This window comes from Caballeronia sp. LZ035, assembly GCF_031451175.1.
Lineage (GTDB): Bacteria > Pseudomonadota > Gammaproteobacteria > Burkholderiales > Burkholderiaceae > Caballeronia.
The window spans coordinates 1,004,825-1,021,797 of record NZ_JARUXS010000003.1; the positions used below are offsets into that span (position 1 = coordinate 1,004,825).

Annotated in this window: 7 protein-coding genes; all 7 read right to left on the reverse strand. The window is 65.5% G+C overall.

Annotation, left to right across the window (positions count from 1 at the left end; all coding sequences use genetic code 11):
• Window positions 1–21: 21 nt before the first annotated feature.
• The 7 genes from recD to QCE88_RS27320 all read right to left on the reverse strand — a co-directional run bounded on the left by recD (window position 22) and on the right by QCE88_RS27320 (window position 16,963).
• Window positions 22–2,172 carry an exodeoxyribonuclease V subunit alpha gene (gene recD, locus QCE88_RS27290; protein ID WP_309907996.1) on the reverse strand — a complete coding sequence of 717 codons (2,151 nt, stop codon included), beginning with the start codon at window positions 2,170–2,172 and terminating at the stop codon, window positions 22–24.
• Window positions 2,169–5,948, reverse strand: a complete 3,780-nt coding sequence (gene recB, locus QCE88_RS27295; protein WP_309907997.1) for an exodeoxyribonuclease V subunit beta — start codon at window positions 5,946–5,948, stop codon at window positions 2,169–2,171. Before recB ends, recD begins: the two co-directional genes overlap by 4 nt.
• Window positions 5,945–9,505 carry an exodeoxyribonuclease V subunit gamma gene (recC, locus tag QCE88_RS27300; RefSeq protein ID WP_309907998.1) on the reverse strand — a complete coding sequence of 1,187 codons (3,561 nt, stop codon included), beginning with the start codon at window positions 9,503–9,505 and terminating at the stop codon, window positions 5,945–5,947. The genes recB and recC overlap by 4 nt, the downstream gene beginning before the upstream one ends.
• A gap of 114 nt (window positions 9,506–9,619) precedes the next feature.
• A complete protein-coding gene (locus tag QCE88_RS27305; RefSeq protein WP_309907999.1) occupies window positions 9,620–10,561 on the reverse strand; it encodes an ADP-ribosylglycohydrolase family protein in 942 nt (313 codons plus the stop codon).
• Between the two features lie 648 nt (window positions 10,562–11,209).
• Window positions 11,210–14,467, reverse strand: a complete 3,258-nt coding sequence (locus tag QCE88_RS27310) for a DEAD/DEAH box helicase (RefSeq protein ID WP_309908000.1) — start codon at window positions 14,465–14,467, stop codon at window positions 11,210–11,212.
• A gap of 64 nt (window positions 14,468–14,531) precedes the next feature.
• Window positions 14,532–16,226, reverse strand: a complete 1,695-nt coding sequence (locus QCE88_RS27315; protein WP_309908001.1) for an EH signature domain-containing protein — start codon at window positions 16,224–16,226, stop codon at window positions 14,532–14,534.
• Window positions 16,205–16,963: a flagellar motor protein MotB gene (locus QCE88_RS27320; protein WP_309908002.1), complete on the reverse strand. Its 759-nt coding sequence runs from the start codon at window positions 16,961–16,963 to the stop codon at window positions 16,205–16,207. The genes QCE88_RS27315 and QCE88_RS27320 overlap by 22 nt, the downstream gene beginning before the upstream one ends.
• Between the last annotated feature and the right edge of the window lie 10 nt (window positions 16,964–16,973).

Sequence of the window (16,973 nt, forward strand, 5' to 3'; positions counted from 1 at the left end):
GATCATCGAAGCTCGGGTGCATTACCGCGCGTCAAACGCCGCAGACAAGCCACTCGCACGCTGCACGCTCGCCCGCACCGCCTGCTCGACCAGCGCCATGCCGCCCGCGCTCGCAATCGTCAGGAACTTTCGAGCGCGCGTGATCCCGGTATAGACGAGTTCGCGCGTCAGCACCGGGCTGATCCGCTCGGGCAGCACCAGCGCAGCGTGCGTGAACTCGGAACCCTGCGACTTGTGCACCGTGAGCGCGAACACCGTCTCGACGGCTTGCAGGCGGCTCGGCAATACCCAGTGGATGCGCGACGAGCCGTCGCCTGCCGCGAACGCGACGCGCAATATCGGCTTGCCGTCGTTGCCCGGCCGCGCGAGCGTAATGCCGATGTCGCCGTTCATGAGCCCCAGTTCGTAGTCGTTGCGCGTGACGAGCACCGGCCGTCCCGCATACCACTCGGCGCCCGCATGAATCAGATGCTCGTCCTGCAACAGCCGCGCAATGCGCCGGTTCAAGCCCTCGACACCCCACGGACCGCGTCGCAGCGCGCTCAGCAACTGGAACTCGCCATGTGCGCGCAGGACGGCATGCGCCCAGGCGTCGAAGGCGGCGTCATCGGCGTGGGGCGCGGGCTTGCGATCGTGCATCGTCTGCAGATAATGCCGATAGCCGTGGCGCACGGGCGTCTCGGCAAAGAGGTCGCCGGTCACGCCCGTCGCGGCCACCGCGCCTTCGACAGCCAGCGCCTTCAGCACCGCATCGCCGCGTTCGGGACAGTCCACGAACGCAATGTCCTCGTGACCCTTCGCGAGAATCTTCGCGAGGTCGCCGCCCTTGCCTTCGTTGACCGCGTGCGCGAGCTTGCCGATCCCGCTCGTCGATGAGAAGCGGTGGCTCTTGCGCAGCATCGCGATGCCCTGATCCAGCGCGCCGCCCGCCGGATCGATATAGCGCTCGCCGACGTGCTCGCCGCTCGCCGCTTCGAGCCAGGCCTGCGTCTGCGGCGTGTAATGTGCGCGCGCGGCCCGGCTGCACAACTCGCCCAGCACCGCGCCCGCTTCGACCGACGCGAGCTGGTCCTTGTCGCCCAGCAGCACGATGCGTGCGCCGCGCGGCAAGGCGGCGAGCACTGCGTTCATCATCTCCAGATCGACCATCGATGCTTCGTCGATCACCAGCACATCGAGCGACAGCGGACGGCCCGCATGATGGCGAAAGCGCCGCGAATCCGGCACCGTGCCGAGCAGCCGGTGCAGCGTCGTCACATCAACGGGAATCGCCGCGCGGATCGCTTCGCCTTGGGGAAAGGCGTCGAGCGGCAGTTTCGCCACCGCGCCCGCAATCGATTCGTTGAGCCGCGCCGCCGCCTTGCCGGTCGGCGCGGCGAGCCGGATGCGTAACGCGCGCGGCTGGTCGGCGCGGGACAGCGCCTGGGCCTGCAACAGCGCCAGCAGCTTGACGACCGTCGTCGTCTTGCCGGTGCCCGGACCGCCCGTCACGATGGCGAACGCGCTTTTCGCGGCCAGCGCGCAGGCCAGCTTTTGCCAGTCGGCTTCGGCTTCGTCGCCGGTGGCATGCGCAGCAGGAAACAGCGCATCGAGGGCATGCCGCAGCGCGGGCATGTCGAACGTGTCCTGCGCCGTGTCGTCAGCGGCGATGCGTTCATGAATCGCGCGGCACACGTCCTGTTCATAACGCCAGTAACGGCGCAGATACAGCCGCTCGTCCGAAAGCACGAGCGGCGTGTCGCCCGGGCCATCGCTCAGCAAGGCGGGATGGGCAAGCGCCTTCTGCCAGCGTTCGAGCGTCACGCCCTTGAGCACGCTCGACGGCAGCAAATGCGCGTCGTCGTCATCCTCCGCGCCGGAATCGCGGCGGGTAGGCGCGCCATCCGGCGGCAAGGACAAGGCGAAGGCTGGATCGGACAGCGTCGCGGACAAGTCGAGACACGCATGCCCACGCCCCAGCTGATGGCTGGCGAACGCCGCCGCCAGGATCAACAGGCCTGAAGCGTCGTCGGCCTCGCGCGCGAGAAACTGCGCGAACGCCGCATCGACTTCACGCAGCCAGCCGCGCTGCACCCATTGCGTGAGCAGTTGTATCGCGTCATGGGCGCTGTCGAGCGCGCGGCGTGCATCGAAAGGAACGGCGGCCGGCGCCGGAAAAAACTGCGTGCTCATTGTGTCTCCAGTCCGGCAGCCAGGGCGTGTCGCTCGCCCATGAACAAGGCGTCGAGCCGTTCGATCAGCTCGCGTGGCGGACGCTCCGCGCACACGCCCTGCGACGGCGCATTCAGGCCGCGCACGAACAGATAGACCGCGCCGCCCATGTGCACGTCGTAGTCGTAATCCGGCAGACGCGCCTTCAGCAGGCGATGCAGCGCGAGCAGATACAGCACCATCTGCAGGTCGTAGCGCGAGCGCAGCATCTGCGTGCGAATGCGCTCGACGGTGTAGTGGGCGTCATCCGCGCCGAGCCAGTTCGACTTGTAGTCCGCTACGTAATAGCGTCCGTTGTCCTCGAAGACGAGATCCATGAAGCCCTTCAGCATGCCGTTGAGCTGCGTCTGTTCGAGCGCCGGACGCTCGGCGCCGCCGAAGGTATGCGCGCACACGAGCCGGTCCAGTTCGATGGTGTCGACACGCTCGGCCGCGAACCAGAACTCCATTTCGCCGATGGCCGTTTTCAGGCCGGCCAGCGTGAACGACGCGGGCCGCACGCCATATTCCGGCTTCAATACGAAGGGCGTCGAGATGATCTGCTGCATCCATGCATTGAGCGGATCGATCCAGCGCTCCCAGCCGCGCACGCTGCAACGCCGCGCGATGACTTCACGCAGTTCGTCGGGTTCGCTCGCGGTCTGCGCAAAGCCCCGTTCGGCGGCCCATTCGAGCAGGTCGTGCAGGAAGCTGCCCTGCTGCGAGCCACGCGGGAAGTCGTGCAAGGCGGCGGCGTTATCGCTGGTCGGCGCGGCGGTATCGGGCGCGGTGTCCTCTTCGCCGCCCGCCGCGTCCTCGCCATCGCTTTGCGCGTCGCGGATCTCGTTGAACACCTCCTCCCGGCGCGTTTCCGGCTCGACCGTATGCATGCCGCCCACGGTCTTCAGGCTCGAATAGCTGGCGATCCACCACGCTTCGCGCACCACACGCGCCGAGACGCGCGCCGTGCCGCGCTGCTGCTCGGTTCCATCGGCCTGAAAGCGTTCGACGCCCGCCTCCGGCGCAGGCAGCAACGCCACGTCATCCGACGCCGCGAAGCCTTCCTGCAAGGCCGCGACGAGACGCGCCGGCCCGAGCGCATGACGCCCGTTCAGCAGATAACCGATCGCGCTGCGCTCCAGCGCCTTGAGCGGCCCGATGCCGAGCCACGTCGCGTAACGCGCGCGCGTCAACGCCACATACAGTTTGCGCAGGTCTTCGCCGAGGCGCTCGTCGTCGGCGCGCCCGAGCATCTCGCCGGCGCCGTCGATGGCAACGTGCAGCGCACCGTTTTCATCGTGCCATTTGATCAGGGTGTCGCCGGCATCGACCGGACGGTACGCGCAAATGAACGGCAGGAACACGAGCGGATACTCCAGCCCCTTCGACTTGTGGATGGTCACCACCTTCACCAGATCGCCGTCGCTCTCCAGGCGGATCTGCCGTGCATCGCCGCCGGCGCCGTCGGCCGCGGCTTCGCGTTCTTCGTGCAGATGCCGGATCAAACCCTGCTCGCCTTCGATCAGCACGCTGGCCTGCTGCAGCAGTTCCGCCAGATGCAGCAGGTCGGTGAGCACGCGCTCGCCGTCGGCGTCCGGGCGCGGTGCGTCGGCATCGAGCCCAAGCAAGCGCGCCGGCACGTGGAAGTCGTTCAGGAAGGTGCGCAGCATCGGCAGGATGCCTTTTGCGCGCCAAAAGTCGCGATAACCGCGGAATTGCAGCATGCACGCCTCCCAGCGCGCTTCGTCGCGGAACAGGGCGTCGAGGTCCGCGTACGACAGGCCGAGCGTCGCGGTGGCCAGCGCATTGCGCACGAGCCGGCCATCTTCCGGTTCGGCGCACGCTGCCAGCCAGTGCGCGACCTCGCCCGCCTGTTCACTCGCGTACACCGAATCCCTGTCGGACAGATACACCGAGCGCACGCCGCGCGCACCCAGTTCCGCGCGAATCCTGCGCGCTTCATCGCGACTGTTGACGAGCACGGCCAGGTCGGCGGGACGCAGCGCGCGCCGTCCCGCTGCGCCTTCGAAGCCCGCCGCGCCGCGCCGGCCGAGTTCGAGCAGACGCACCATGTCGGTGGCGCACGCTGCCGCCATGCGGTCGAGGTAGGCGCCCTTGGCCAGGGTTTCATCGGCGCCCTGGGCGGCGACCGACCACAGCGTCAGCGCGCGCGGCGTCTCGCCCTCCACGACGAAGCGGTCCTTGCGCCCCTGCGCGTCCACACTGACGAACGGCACCGGATTCGCCCCGCCGCGCCGGAACAGAAAAGCGCCTGTGCCGTCCTCGCGCGCTTCCGCCAGGTTGAAGCAGTGATTCACGGCGGCGACCATCGCGTGCGTCGAGCGGAAGTTCTTCGCCAGCGTGAACAAACGCGTGCCGCAGGAACGCCGCGCCGCGAGATAGGTGAAGATATCGGCGCCGCGAAATGCGTAGATGGCTTGCTTCGGGTCGCCGATCATGATGAGCGCCTCGCGGCTGTCGTCACCATCGGCATCCATGCGATAAACCGCGTCGAAGATGCGGTACTGCACCGGGTCGGTGTCCTGGAACTCGTCGATCAGTGCAACCGGAAACTGCCGGCGAATGACCTCCGCGAGGCGCGCGCCATTCGGTCCCTGCAACGCCGCATCCAGACGTTCGAGCAGGTCGTCGAAGCCCATTTGCGCGCGGCTCGCCTGCTCGTCGCCGAAACGCCGCGCCACCCAGCGCGCCGCATGCGCGAGGATCGTGCCCTGGCAGGCCTTGATCGCGTTGAGCCTGGGCATGAGCGTCGCGAGCGCATCGAACGCTTCGTGCGCAAGCGGCGTCGCGCCGGGTGCGCAGTGCTCTTCGAGTTCACCAGGCGACAGCCGGCTGATCGCCGTCTTCGTCAGCTTCGGCTCGTGCAGTTCAGGATCGTTCGCCCAGTCGGTCAGCGCCTGGAGCCATTTGCCGCAGGTGGCCGGGACGTACTTCCTCTTGTCGTAGATTCCAGCGGCGCGCGCCTGGTCGAGCAAGGCGGACATCTCTGCGGGCCACGCTTTCCATGGCTCCTTCAGCGCCGCGAGCAGTTGCGGGCGCGCGGAAAGTTCCTCGGCGGGCGTCTTCGCATCCGGCAGCAGCGCGCTGACGTCGAGCAGGTTGCGCAGCGCCTTTTGCAACGCCTCCGGTCCCGCTGCCCAGTCCGTGACGGCGGCCGCGTCGTCGGCATCGAGCGGCGCCATGAAGGTGCGCCAGTAATCGCGCACCACCTCGGCGAGCAAGTCGCTCTGATCGGTTTCGAGCGTCTGCTCGAACAGGCTGTCGCTGTCGAACGCATGCTCGCGCAGCATCCGGTTGCACCAGCCGTGAATGGTCGACACCGCCGCCTCGTCCATCCATTCGGCGGCGAGCGCGAGGCGGCGCGCGCACGCGGGCCACAGCGCCGGATCGTATTGCTCGCGCAGTTCGTGGAGCAAATCGTCGGCGACGGCGTCCGGTTCATCCTGGAAATAGCGCGCCGCTTCGGTCAGGCGTGCGCGGATACGGTCGCGCAATTCCTTCGTGGCCGCGTCCGTGAAGGTGACGACGAGAATCTCCGGCGGCGTGAGCGGACGCGCCGGCGCGTCTCCGTGCGCGGCTTCGGGATCGTGGCCGAGCACGAGCCGCACATAAAGCATCGCGATGGTGAAGGTCTTGCCCGTGCCGGCGCTCGCCTCGATGAGGCTGCGCCCCGTCAACGGAAAGCGCAGTGGTTCGAGCGGCTGCGGCATCTGCGACTGTTCGAACGAGACGGTCATGCTTCGGCTCCTGCGGCGGCATCGGCGGCATCGGTGGCGGCGGGGTTGCTGGCGAGCGCGGCGAGCATCGGTTCGAGGATGCGCTTCGCATACGACGTGAACTCGCCGCTCGCGACGAGCGCGTCGTAGTCGGGATAGGCGCGCCGCAGCGACGCGCTCCTCCCCACTTCGCTGGGCGTGAACGGCGGACTGCCTTCGTACGTGGAGCGCGCCTTGCCGTGAGCCGCCGCCTCGCCCTTGCCGCTTTCGAACAGCCACTTGAGCGCCGTATCCAGCGCGAAAGGCAAGGGCCGGGTCATGCCCTCTTCCCACAGCCGCAGCAGATCGGCCAGATGCGTGCGCGCGTCCTCGGCCGAGACCGGCGCCATGTCGACCGTGCCCTTCTTGCTCACCACCACCGTCGTCACGGGGCCATCGAGGTTCGCAGCCAGATGTTCGACCCACTGACCGAGCAGCTTCGCGTAGCGATACTGCCGTTTGTCATCGACGAGCGCGCTGGTCGTGAGCAGCAGGCGCGCGGCGCCGCCCGTTTCGTCGGTGCGCCAGTGGCCGAGCCAGTCCGCCAGTTCGAGCGTGTTCCGCGCGACGCCCTCCGTCTCGAAGCGAACCTCGCGATCACGCTCGATCAGGACCGGCCAGCGTTCGAGTTGCGCGCGCCATGCTTCGAAGAGCGCGTCCATCGGTTCGAGCAGCTTGCTGCCCGCGAAGTCGCCGAAACCACCGCTCGCCAGATCGCCTCGTCTGCGGATGGCCGCCATGACGGTTTCACGGGTCTGAGCGAGCGCTTCGTCGGTGAGCGGACCGGCGGCCTGCGCCTGGATCAGCTCATTCTGCAAAGACCATTGCGAGAGAGGATCGAGTACGAACGGCTCTTCGTCGACGCTGGCGGCTTCTTCGTCGTCAAGCGACACGCGCAAGCGCTGCCGGAAGAAAGCCTTCACCGGATCCCGGGCGAACTCGGCCAACTCGCGCAGCGACAACGGCTCGTCGCGCTCGGGCAGCGCGAGCGGGGCGTCATCGGCTAAAGCGGCGTCAGCGGCAGGCGTCTTGCGCCATTCGCCGGCATACGTGAAGAGACGCGCGTCCTCGTCGCGGAAGTAGGCCGCGCTGAACGGCTGCAAGCGATGCTCCACGGTGATGGCTTCGAGCAGGCCGGACTCGTCGATGGACGTCCAGCCCTGCGCCAGGTGATCCCGCAACTGTCCGATCAGCACCGAAGGCGGCCGCTCGGTATTGTCATTGATGCTGCGCCCGACCCACGACACGTGCAGGTGATCGCGCGCCGAGAGCACCGCTTCCAGCAGCAGGTAGCGATCGTCCTCGCGCCGCGAACGATCGCCCGGGCGATAGTGGCCGCGCATCAGGTCGAAGTCCATCGGCACGCGGGTGCGCGGATAGTCGCCGTCGTTCATGCCGAGCAGGCAGACGCGGCGGAACGGGATCGCGCGCATCGGCATGAGCGTCGCGAAAGTCACCGCGCCGCCGAAGAAACGCTGCGACAGTTCGTTCTGATCGAGCTCCGACAGCCAGTGATCCGCCACCACGGAAAGCGGCAGCGCGTCTTCCAGTTGCGCCTCCGTGCAGGCGTCGAGCCAGCCTTGCAGCACGCTGTCCAGATGGGCGAAGGTATAGGCATCCTCGGCGTCGTCCGAGAAGAAGAACGCCTCGCGCAGGTCGCGCAGGCGAACAGCCCACTCGGAGGGCGTCGCGGGCGTGCCGAGCGTGGTCCAGGCGTGATCGAGCGCGTCGAGCAGGCGCGCGAGCGGGCCAAGCAGCACGGCATCGAGACCGCCTACTTCGCCGAACGGCTCGATGCCCTGCCACGCCGCCGCATCGCTGCCGACCGCGTAGCCGAGCAACATGCGCCGCAGGCCGAACGCCCAGGTATGCAGCGCGTCGGCTTCCTTCTCCTTCGGCAAGCCGAGACTCGCGCGCTGCTGCGCGTGCAGCCCCCAGCGCACGTTGGCGCCGCGCACCCAGGCGCGCAGGCGCGGCAGGTCGGCGGTCGTGATGCCGAAACGGCGGCGCAGCGCGGGAACGTCGAGCAGATCGAGCAAGTCACTGACCGTGAAGCGCGAGCGCGGCAGATCGAGCAGGGTTTCCAGCGCGCCGATCAGGGGGTCGGCGGCGCGCTGGCCGCGGTCGGCCACCGTGAACGGAATGTGGCGCGGATCGCCGCGCTCCAGCAGACCGAACACCGCCTGGATATGCGGCGCATAGCTTTCGATATCCGGCACCATCACGATGATGTCGCGCGGGCGCAGGGTTTCATCGGCGTTGAAGGCGGCGAGCAACTGGTCGTGCAGGATTTCCACTTCACGCTGCGCGCCATGGGCGATGTGAAAGCGGATCGAATCATCGAATTCCGGATCGACGGGCGGCCAGGTCTCGCGCGTTTCGTCGAGCGGACGCAGGTCGCGGATGTCGTCCTGCAATTGCTCCAGCATCGTTTCGGCTTCGCGTTCTTCGAACAGGTCGATGCGCTCGCCGATGTTCGTGAATTGCGCGCGATAGCTTTCGCGGGCTTCGGCGCTGTCGAACTCGTCGAGAAGGCCGATGAAGTCGCGCCCCTGCTTGCCCCAGGACGCGAGCAGCGGATGCGCATGCAGATGCAGTTCGTCCGGGTTCAGTTCGGCGGGCGCGCCCGCGCGCCGCGCCTGACGCGAGTGCTCGGCGCGCAGCAGGTCCTTGTCGGGAACGATGTCGGCCCAGTAGTGCGCGCAGGGATTCGGCACGCACAACAGCACCTGGCTCCAGCGCGACAGCGCCGCGAGCGCCTCCAGCGACTGACGCGGCAGGCTTGAAATCCCGAACACGACGATACGGCGCGGCAAGCCGGCGGGGCGCGTGTTCTTGGGCCAATTGGCGGCAGCGGCCATGAACGCTTCGTGAACGGCGGCGCGCCCGCCCATCGAGGACATATCGCCGCTCGAACCGCCCGGCGACTGCGCCACGTCGTCCAGCAGCGCGCGCCACAATGCGGCTTGCCAGCGCTGCTCGTCGGGCAGCGGTTCGGGTTCGCCGCGCGCGCTGATCGCCACATCCTCGCCTTGTGCCCAGGCCGCGAGCCAGTCGGCGCGATACATCTGATACTGCTCGAACAGATCCGCGAGACGCATGGCGAGCTGATAGCGCTTGCGGAGATCGTCGTCCTCGCTGATGAAGCGTCGGAGCGGCTCGAAGCCCGGCTGGCCGGCAAGCGCCGGCACCACGCGGATCAGGCGCCAGGCGAGGCGCGTGCGGTCGAACGGCGACACTTCCGCGACCTGCTCCGCGCCCAGCACCGCGCGGTACGCCTTCCAGATGAAACGCGACGGCAACACGATGTCGAGCGCCGCCGCAATCCCGCAACCGCCCTCGCCGGTCGCGGCCCGCGCGGGTGCGGCAAGCGCGAGCTTGAGCCACTGCGCGATCCCGTTGCTTTGCACGAGGATGGTTTCGTTTTCGAGCGGCGCGAGCGGATAGCGCTTCATCCACTCGACCAGCAGGTCGCGCAGACGCTCGGAACGGTTGCCATGGACGAGCATCAGTCCGGGAGACAGGGAATTCGGGTTCAAGCAGACTCCGTATTGAGTGCGGCGGCAGCATGCGGACGGCATCGGACAGTAGAACTGCCGGCGGGGATCAATTTTAGCGAATGTCCCGAGGCTTCGATTCGCGTGCGGGGCGCGTCATGCCGAACGCGGCAGCTTGTCCAGCAGCGCCTCGACAATGTCGCGCCCGCGCAGCGCCGTGATCCAGCGCGGCGGGATCGCGCGGAAGCCATGCAGCAGACCGGCGAGACCGCCCGCGATGGCGGCGGTGGTGTCGGTGTCGTTACCCAGCGCGATGGCCCGGCGCAGGCAGGACTCGACATCGCGCGTGTCGAGCAGGCAATGCAGCGCGGACCACAGGCTGTCGACAACATAGCCGGAACCGCGCGGCGGCTCGCGGCGGGCGTCGAGCACGCGCTGCATCTCGGCTGCCGCCGGCGTGCCTTCGAAGCGGCGGCGCAGGTGGGCTTCGGCGGTCGCGATGGCATCGATGGCGTTTGCGCCCTCTAGCAAGCGGCGGGCGACCAGCGTGTACAGCGCGCAGCACAGCTGCGAGCGCAGATGGCCATGCGTGACGAGTCCCTGATGCATGGCAAGGCGCACGGCTTCGTCTTCCGATGCCGCAACGAACACGACCGGCAGACAGCGCATCAACGCGCCGTTGCCATTGTCGCGCTCGCCGCGCGGACCGGCGCTCGCGGGTGAGGCACCGTGGCGCAGTTCGTCGAAAGCGCGGCTGGTCTGGATGCCGACGTCGAAGACGTGGCCGTCGGGCGTCATGTGACCTTGTTCGTACCAGGCGAGCAGGCGTTGCGCGAAATCGGCGAGATCGAGTTGCGGGCGATGGATCAGGCTTTCGAGCAGGCAAAGCGCCTGCGCGCCGTCGTCGCTCCAGGTGCCGGGCAGCACGCCGCGATGCGCGCGACGAAAGCCAGCCGGCGGCTCCATCTCGATGGCGCTCTCGGGCGGCAGGTCAGCCGCGTCGTGGAACTCGTAGGGCACGCCGAGCGCATCGCCGATGAGCAGGCCATACAGCCCTGCGCGACAGCGTTGATTGTGGTCTGTGTGATGAACGTTCATCGGGTCCCTCGCTTTGTTGTGGTTGTTATCGATCGGCGCCCAGTGTAATGGCCGACTCGGACATTTCGTGTCCGAAGCGCTGACCCATTGGCTGTCGGGGAGGTGCGCACTACACTGACGGGGAACACTCTTACACAGTCTCAAGCACCGCGAGAACAACAACAATGCCCGAAATGACTCAGCTGAACGGTTGTGAACAATGCTGGCCTGAATCCGCCGAATGGGCTTGGCAAGCCCGCAGCGATCTGCGCACGCACGCCGTATGGATCGATGAATCACACTTCAACGTGCGCGCGCTGGAATGCACCCATTGCACACGCCGATATCTCTCCGTGTTCACCGAATCCATCGACTGGGTCAATGGTGACGATGCGCAACGATGGCTTGTGGCGCCGGTCAGCGCGCACGAATATGAACGCGCGGAAGCGTTGATTTCTTCGTCGGTCGAAGCCGCGTTGAGCGTCGTGCCCGCGGAACGCCGAAGCCTGTGTCGCGATTTTCCATCGGGTGGAGAACTGCGAACGTTCTGGTCGAGCGGGTTGAGGGTTGGGGGGCATGATTGACCTTCGCGTCTTGCAGGCCACACGGGTAGAGCGGCCGCTCCCGCCAGCGCCTGCGCGAGGCCAGTCACGTCCACAGCGATGCACATCAACCGAAATCCGCAAAGTCAGCCGCGGTGAGGTCATTGCAGCCATTCAGCATGTCCGCAGCGAGCGCTCGCTTGCGCTGTAACAACGCATCCAGACGAACGTCGAAGCTCGGATAGGTTTCGCTGACCACGCCGGGGTAATAGAGGGTAACCGTCCGTGTCTGGCCAATGCGGTAGGCGCGCGCAGTTGCCTGATCCTCCTTGGCCGGATTCCAGGTGCGAGTGAAATGAACGACGTGATTCGCCGCCTGGATGTTGACCCCGAACCCGACCGCCAACGGCGAAAGAATGATCACGTTGAAGCCATCGCTGATCTGAAACGCATCGATGAGTTGCTGGCGATTGCCCATGGTGCGGGGATCCGCGGCGGTGTCGCCGTTCACGATGCCGGGCGCGAAACCGAACATCGCGGCAATCACGCGCTGCAAGACGAGTTGCAGCTCCTTGAACTCGCAAAACAGGATGACCTTGTGCTGGCCGTCGACATCGGCCGCGAGCGTCTTCAGGGTGCGCACGAGCCAGCCCATCTTGGGCGACTCATCGACGAGGCGCGTGATCGGCACGTCGCGCGGGCAAGACTCCGCGAATCCGTGCGGATCCGTGCAGATCTTGCGGATTGCCAGAAGCGCCTGCAATTGTGCGGACGGGTTCGTTTCACGTTGCTCGCGGAGTGTGGCCAGCGCCGCCTCGTAGTGCTGCTGTTGATAAAGCGACATGGGCAGCCGCTTGCACATCGGGTCTTCAACCGGTACCGGCAAGTCCTTTGCGACGTCGGATTTCTTTCGGTGCAGAATCTGCGGCTGGATCACTTTGCGCAACTGCGCGACCTTTTCCTGCTGCTCCTCGGTCTTCGCTTCGATCGGGCGTCGATACGTACGGGAAAACTGGTTCAGCGCCCCCAGCATCCCGGGCTGGACGAAATCGAACAGGCACCACAGATCGGCCAGCGTGTTCTCGACCGGCGTGCCCGTACAAGCGATCCTGAACCGAACTTTCTGCTTCTTGGCCGAGCGTGTCACGAGTGCGGCAGGATTCTTGATCTTCTGTGCCTCGTCGCACACCATGATTGACCACGACTGACGCGCAAGTGCAAATTCGAGATCGCGCATGGTTTCGTACGTGGTGAGCACGAGCCGGACCCCGTCGCTCCAACCGCGCTTGAGCAGGCGCGACACACCCTGTGCTGCAAGCCCTTCGTCTATCTCATGGCGGCTCGCCCGTAACGACGCGAGCGTCTCGCCATAGAGCAGCAAGAGCGGTAGCGTATCCGGTAAGAAGAAGCGCGCTAGTTCGTTGCTCCAGTTCTCGAGCAACGCAAGCGGCGCGACGATCAACGCCGGTTCGAGTTGTGGATCGCGCTCGAAGCACGACACAATGAAAGTCAGCAACTGCAAGGTCTTTCCCAGCCCCATGTCATCTGCGAGCACGGTGCCGCGGCACGCGCCGGGAGACAAGGCCCATAGATGCTGAAGCCACGCAATGCCTGTTTCCTGATGCGGCTTGAGCACGACCTCTGGCCGCAGCGTGCCCGGAATCGAGGGCGCGCAGTCAGCCGGCATAGGGAGCGCGCCCGCACGCACCTCGTTGTATTCGATGTCTTCGACATTGCGCTTGATGATCAGACGCTTCTTCGCCGCCGGCAATGCGCTCGCACGCGGCACGAACGCACCGCGTTGGACCTCGGCGGCAGCACGAACGAGTGCATCGACTGCGATCCGGGCATCGACGATCGAGATCGACTGCAGGAGTCCAGGCAGCGATACGCGGTCCGCCCCGGCCGCGCGCGCAGCGTTCACCGATTCCTGCAAGGACGGAATCTCGCCGAACTCGAGCGGTACGTAGTGTGCTCCGTCGTATGGATTGTTCACGCGCAGTCCGATCGATGTGTTCTCCTCGAACCATCCGCCCTCTTCGCGAATCTTTGCGATGACCGGCACGGCAAACGGCTGCTCCACGCCGATCTCGTCGATGCGCTCCGAGTAATAACGCAGGTCGAGCACCTCGGACGCCGTCCACAACGCTGGTTTTTCCCACTCACGGAGCCAACTGGACAGCCACTGTAGATGCGCGGACGTGTCACCGACGATTTCCAGTTCCGCGTCGTTCCAGGCCGTGCATTGCGACCCATCGTCGAGCGCCCGAGAAATCCGGCCAACGAACCGGGCTAGCTCTCCGGACGACGCGAACCACGTCATCGCGGGGTCTTCATTCTGCGTTCCGATGGCTTGCACCAGCAAACCTACCCGCGCGATTCCTCCGCGATCATTGCGCTCGACGTGTGGAATGAAGGACTTGAAGACGATGCCTGCGGCCTCGCAGGCGGTTTCGAACTGGCTGGGATCCAGTACATCCTTTGCGCTCTCGCCAAGGGTCGCGAACGGGTTGCGCACGAACGCCTGAGCCCGCGTCCCTGCCACGCGCCGTCCTGGCATGTTGCGTTTGATTTCGCCGAGCACGGCCTTCACTTCGGGCGCTGGCACGACCCGTACGAGCGCCGGCCCGTCGGGGACGTGATAGCGATCCTGCAACGGCAACCGGTCGAACTGCGCGACCCAGTGTTCAGGGGCACCTGTGAAGCTCGGCGAGACTTCGATCACAGCGGCCGTGCCTTCGCCACGACGCTCGATATCGAGTTCGAGGCGCTCGGGTGCCAGCACGATCGTGCTCGCCACGTAATCCGAGACGGGACAGCCGCTCTCCGCCGCAAGCATGCGCACGCGTCCGTAGATGTGCTCCTTGAACGACAAGCTGCGTGCATCTGCCGGCGTGGCATGGAAGCGGTCGAGAAGGTCCAGCATCTCGCTGATCGATTCAGGCACCAGCGTATCCTCAGCGGCCGTACGCAGCACCTTTCCCACGAGCCTGGGTGCCGGCCGTACGCCTCGTCCCTGCGCATCGACCCACTCGTCGATGCGAAGCCCGAAATCTGCGTCTCCCAGCGCCCCGGCATTGACCAGACGCGGACGCATGCGCGCCTCCGTCGGAAAGCGTAACGGTATGCGGAAGCCACTCAGTTCGACGCTACGCAGCACGCCGTAGACATGTTCCCATGACAACAGCACGCTTGAACCGACGACATTGCCCAGACCTTCCTGCACGATCAACGCGAGATGCGCACCGAGTTCGGCATGAGCCGGATAGTCGTACGGAGCGGCGAGCCATTGCTTAGCCAGCGGCGCAGGCGAGGCGTAGCGGAAACCGTTTTCATCGATTGTCCGCAGTGAGGTGGCCGCGGTAACGTCATTCGACGCGAACACTTTTCCCGCATCCGATGTCGCGGCTTTTCGCGCCCCAAAGAGCTTCGCGAGCATCGACCGTCCTTCACTTCAGCCAAAAGCCGCGGCCGGGCTTGAATGCAAATCCCAATTTGTCGAGGCCATCGACAAGACGGGGATGCTGGCGGCACTGTTCCAGAAGGACCCAGAGCGCGCCGCCTTTGGGGCGGTTGTCCTCCCATTCGATGCCATTTGCCTCGCAAAGCGACAGGATCTCTTGCAACGGTCCCTCGACCGAATCGGAATCGCTACGGCTGGCTTTAGCCGGCATAAGGCCATCGAAGGGTGCGGCCGGCTCCTGGCGAGGCGACTCGCCGGCGGGGCGTGGCGACGTGGGTTCTTTCTGGAGAAGTTCGCGCATCTTGAAATCGAAATTGGCCTCCCAGGAATAAACAGTGTGGGGAAGCCAGAGCGCGGCGACCTGTTTATTCTTCAATCCGTGACGGGAAAAGACGGCCGTGCTGAGATCGCCAGGAAAGCGCGACGCTTCGAAGAAATAGCAAGCATTTCCCGTCACGCCGAATTCGACCACGAGCAACGAGCCAATACGCATGATGAAGGCGTTGTTTTCGTCGATGGCATCGACGAGAATGCGGTCCCTTCCTGCCATCCGCTTGCGGACGTCCGTAAATGCCGCGCTCCTGTTTCTTTGCGCGTCCTTCCCGAGCACGAACCACATGTCGGAAATCTCCGGCTCCCACTTGAGCCAGTAGTTCAGCCGCCGCAGATCCGCTGCTCCGTCCTTCGCAAGAACCTCGAAGAAATCGCGAATCAGGCGGCGCTTGAGCCAGCCCTCTACCATCTGTCGCGCCGGTTCGTGCCGGACGTGGGCGTTCCAGGCAGTGGGATCGATCCATGGATTGCCGATCAAGCTCAGACAGGTATCGCGCAGGCGTTCATGCTCGGGCCGGTTGCGGCATTGGGCATAGCGCTTGACCGCGAACGCCGCCGCGCGCACCGCGAGCAGTTGCGGAAGCTTGATCGCTGCGCGGCCGGTGACATAGGCGAGCACATCGTCCAGCGCGCCCTGAAATTCCGCGTTGCCACGTTCGCAGACGGAATGGACATAGGCCATGACCACTTCTTCCCAGACCCAGGAGTTCGAATCGATACCCAGTCCATCGAAGACTCTCGCGAGCTCCGCGGTTTCCCCTTCGGCGAGATGCCTTGCATAGCGACGGCAAGGATGATCAGTAAGCAAGTTGGCGTGATCGCGAAGCGTACCGAGCCAGTCGGGAATCATGCCAAGGCGACCGGCACCTTCGAGCACGGTCGGAAACCGGTCCTGCAGGTAGCGGCGCAACCTGACCCAGTTTGCATGCGCCGTCGATGCTTCGCCGACATGATTGGCAAAGCTGAAGTAGCTTTGCAGCAGACCCTGATAGCAGTTGCGAAAACGCCGTTCCTGCCGCTCATAGTCACTGAGCAACCCGATAAGCCGGTTGAACAGAACGCTATCATCGATGAGCCGCTGGTTCCCGTCCTCGTCCAGCGGAACAGAGACGCCGTAGCAGACATATTTGACATGGGTCGGACTCAGGTCCTTGCGGCCGGAGAAGAATGTCCGCAGCGCGACGTTCAACTGATCGAGCGACGGCGCACCGCTCTCGCCACCGAACGCGTGCCTGATGTCGCTCAATGCGATGCTCATCACGCGCGTATCGCCGCTCAGCGGAGAACCGCCCAGCATGGCCTGGCGCAGCCGCGCTCCGGCGAATGTCAGCGATCGGTCAATGGGCATCGTTCTTTCGGGTCCAGAGCTTGTTGGAGCGCGCCATCATCCGCCGCCGGTTCCGTGGGCGCGGCATCGTCCTTGCGTTCCTGACGGGATTTGAACTCAAGCTTGATTTCGATGCGGCGGCTGTCGTCCGCCGTCGCACGCAACGAGTTGAACGAAGCGCCGCCCACGAAAAACCGCGTGGCGACCAGCGTGCGGTCAGCGAAGGAAAGCGCCGCTTCGTCATGGCCTGGATCACGCAATAGCTCACAGAGCACGCGCTCGCTGCGCTCAAGGCTCAGGTTCAGATTGAACAGGTACTTGCCGCTGCGGCTCGCGTAACCCTCGACCGTCGCACGTTTGAACCAGTTCTTGCCTGCTTCGGTCGTCCGTAGTTGCTCGATCAGGAGCGGGCTGAACTGGCGCAGCAATGCGCGCTGCGGCTCGGAAAGCGTATTCTGCCCTTCCCGTTCGAAACGCCCGCGAGGTCCGAAATCGATCGTCGTGCCGATCACGCTGACGCCGTCGAACTGGCTGGCCATGCGCCTTATTTCGCGCATCAGTGCGCTGATTTGCTCGGTCCGTTGCTTCTCCTCGCGCTCGGCCTCCGACACCTGCTTTGTCACTGCCAGCAGCGCGACGCTCAACGCGACGAGAAACAGCACCATCAGCGCCGTCATCAGGTCCGAGAACGAGATCCAGAACGGCTTCTCGCCGTCGTCGCGGCTCCGCCGCCGCGCCGGTGTCTGAACTCCGAACATGTGTCACCTC

Excerpts from the sequence above, each read along its gene's own strand:
- recD (WP_309907996.1), bottom strand. The coding sequence starts at position 2,172 with ATGAGCACGCAGTTTTTTCCGGCGCCGGCCGCCGTTCCTTTCGATGCA.
- recB (WP_309907997.1), bottom strand. The coding sequence starts at position 5,948 with ATGACCGTCTCGTTCGAACAGTCGCAGATGCCGCAGCCGCTCGAACCA.
- QCE88_RS27305 (WP_309907999.1), bottom strand. The coding sequence starts at position 10,561 with ATGAACGTTCATCACACAGACCACAATCAACGCTGTCGCGCAGGGCTG.
- QCE88_RS27315 (WP_309908001.1), bottom strand. The coding sequence starts at position 16,226 with ATGCCCATTGACCGATCGCTGACATTCGCCGGAGCGCGGCTGCGCCAG.
- QCE88_RS27320 (WP_309908002.1), bottom strand. The coding sequence starts at position 16,963 with ATGTTCGGAGTTCAGACACCGGCGCGGCGGCGGAGCCGCGACGACGGC.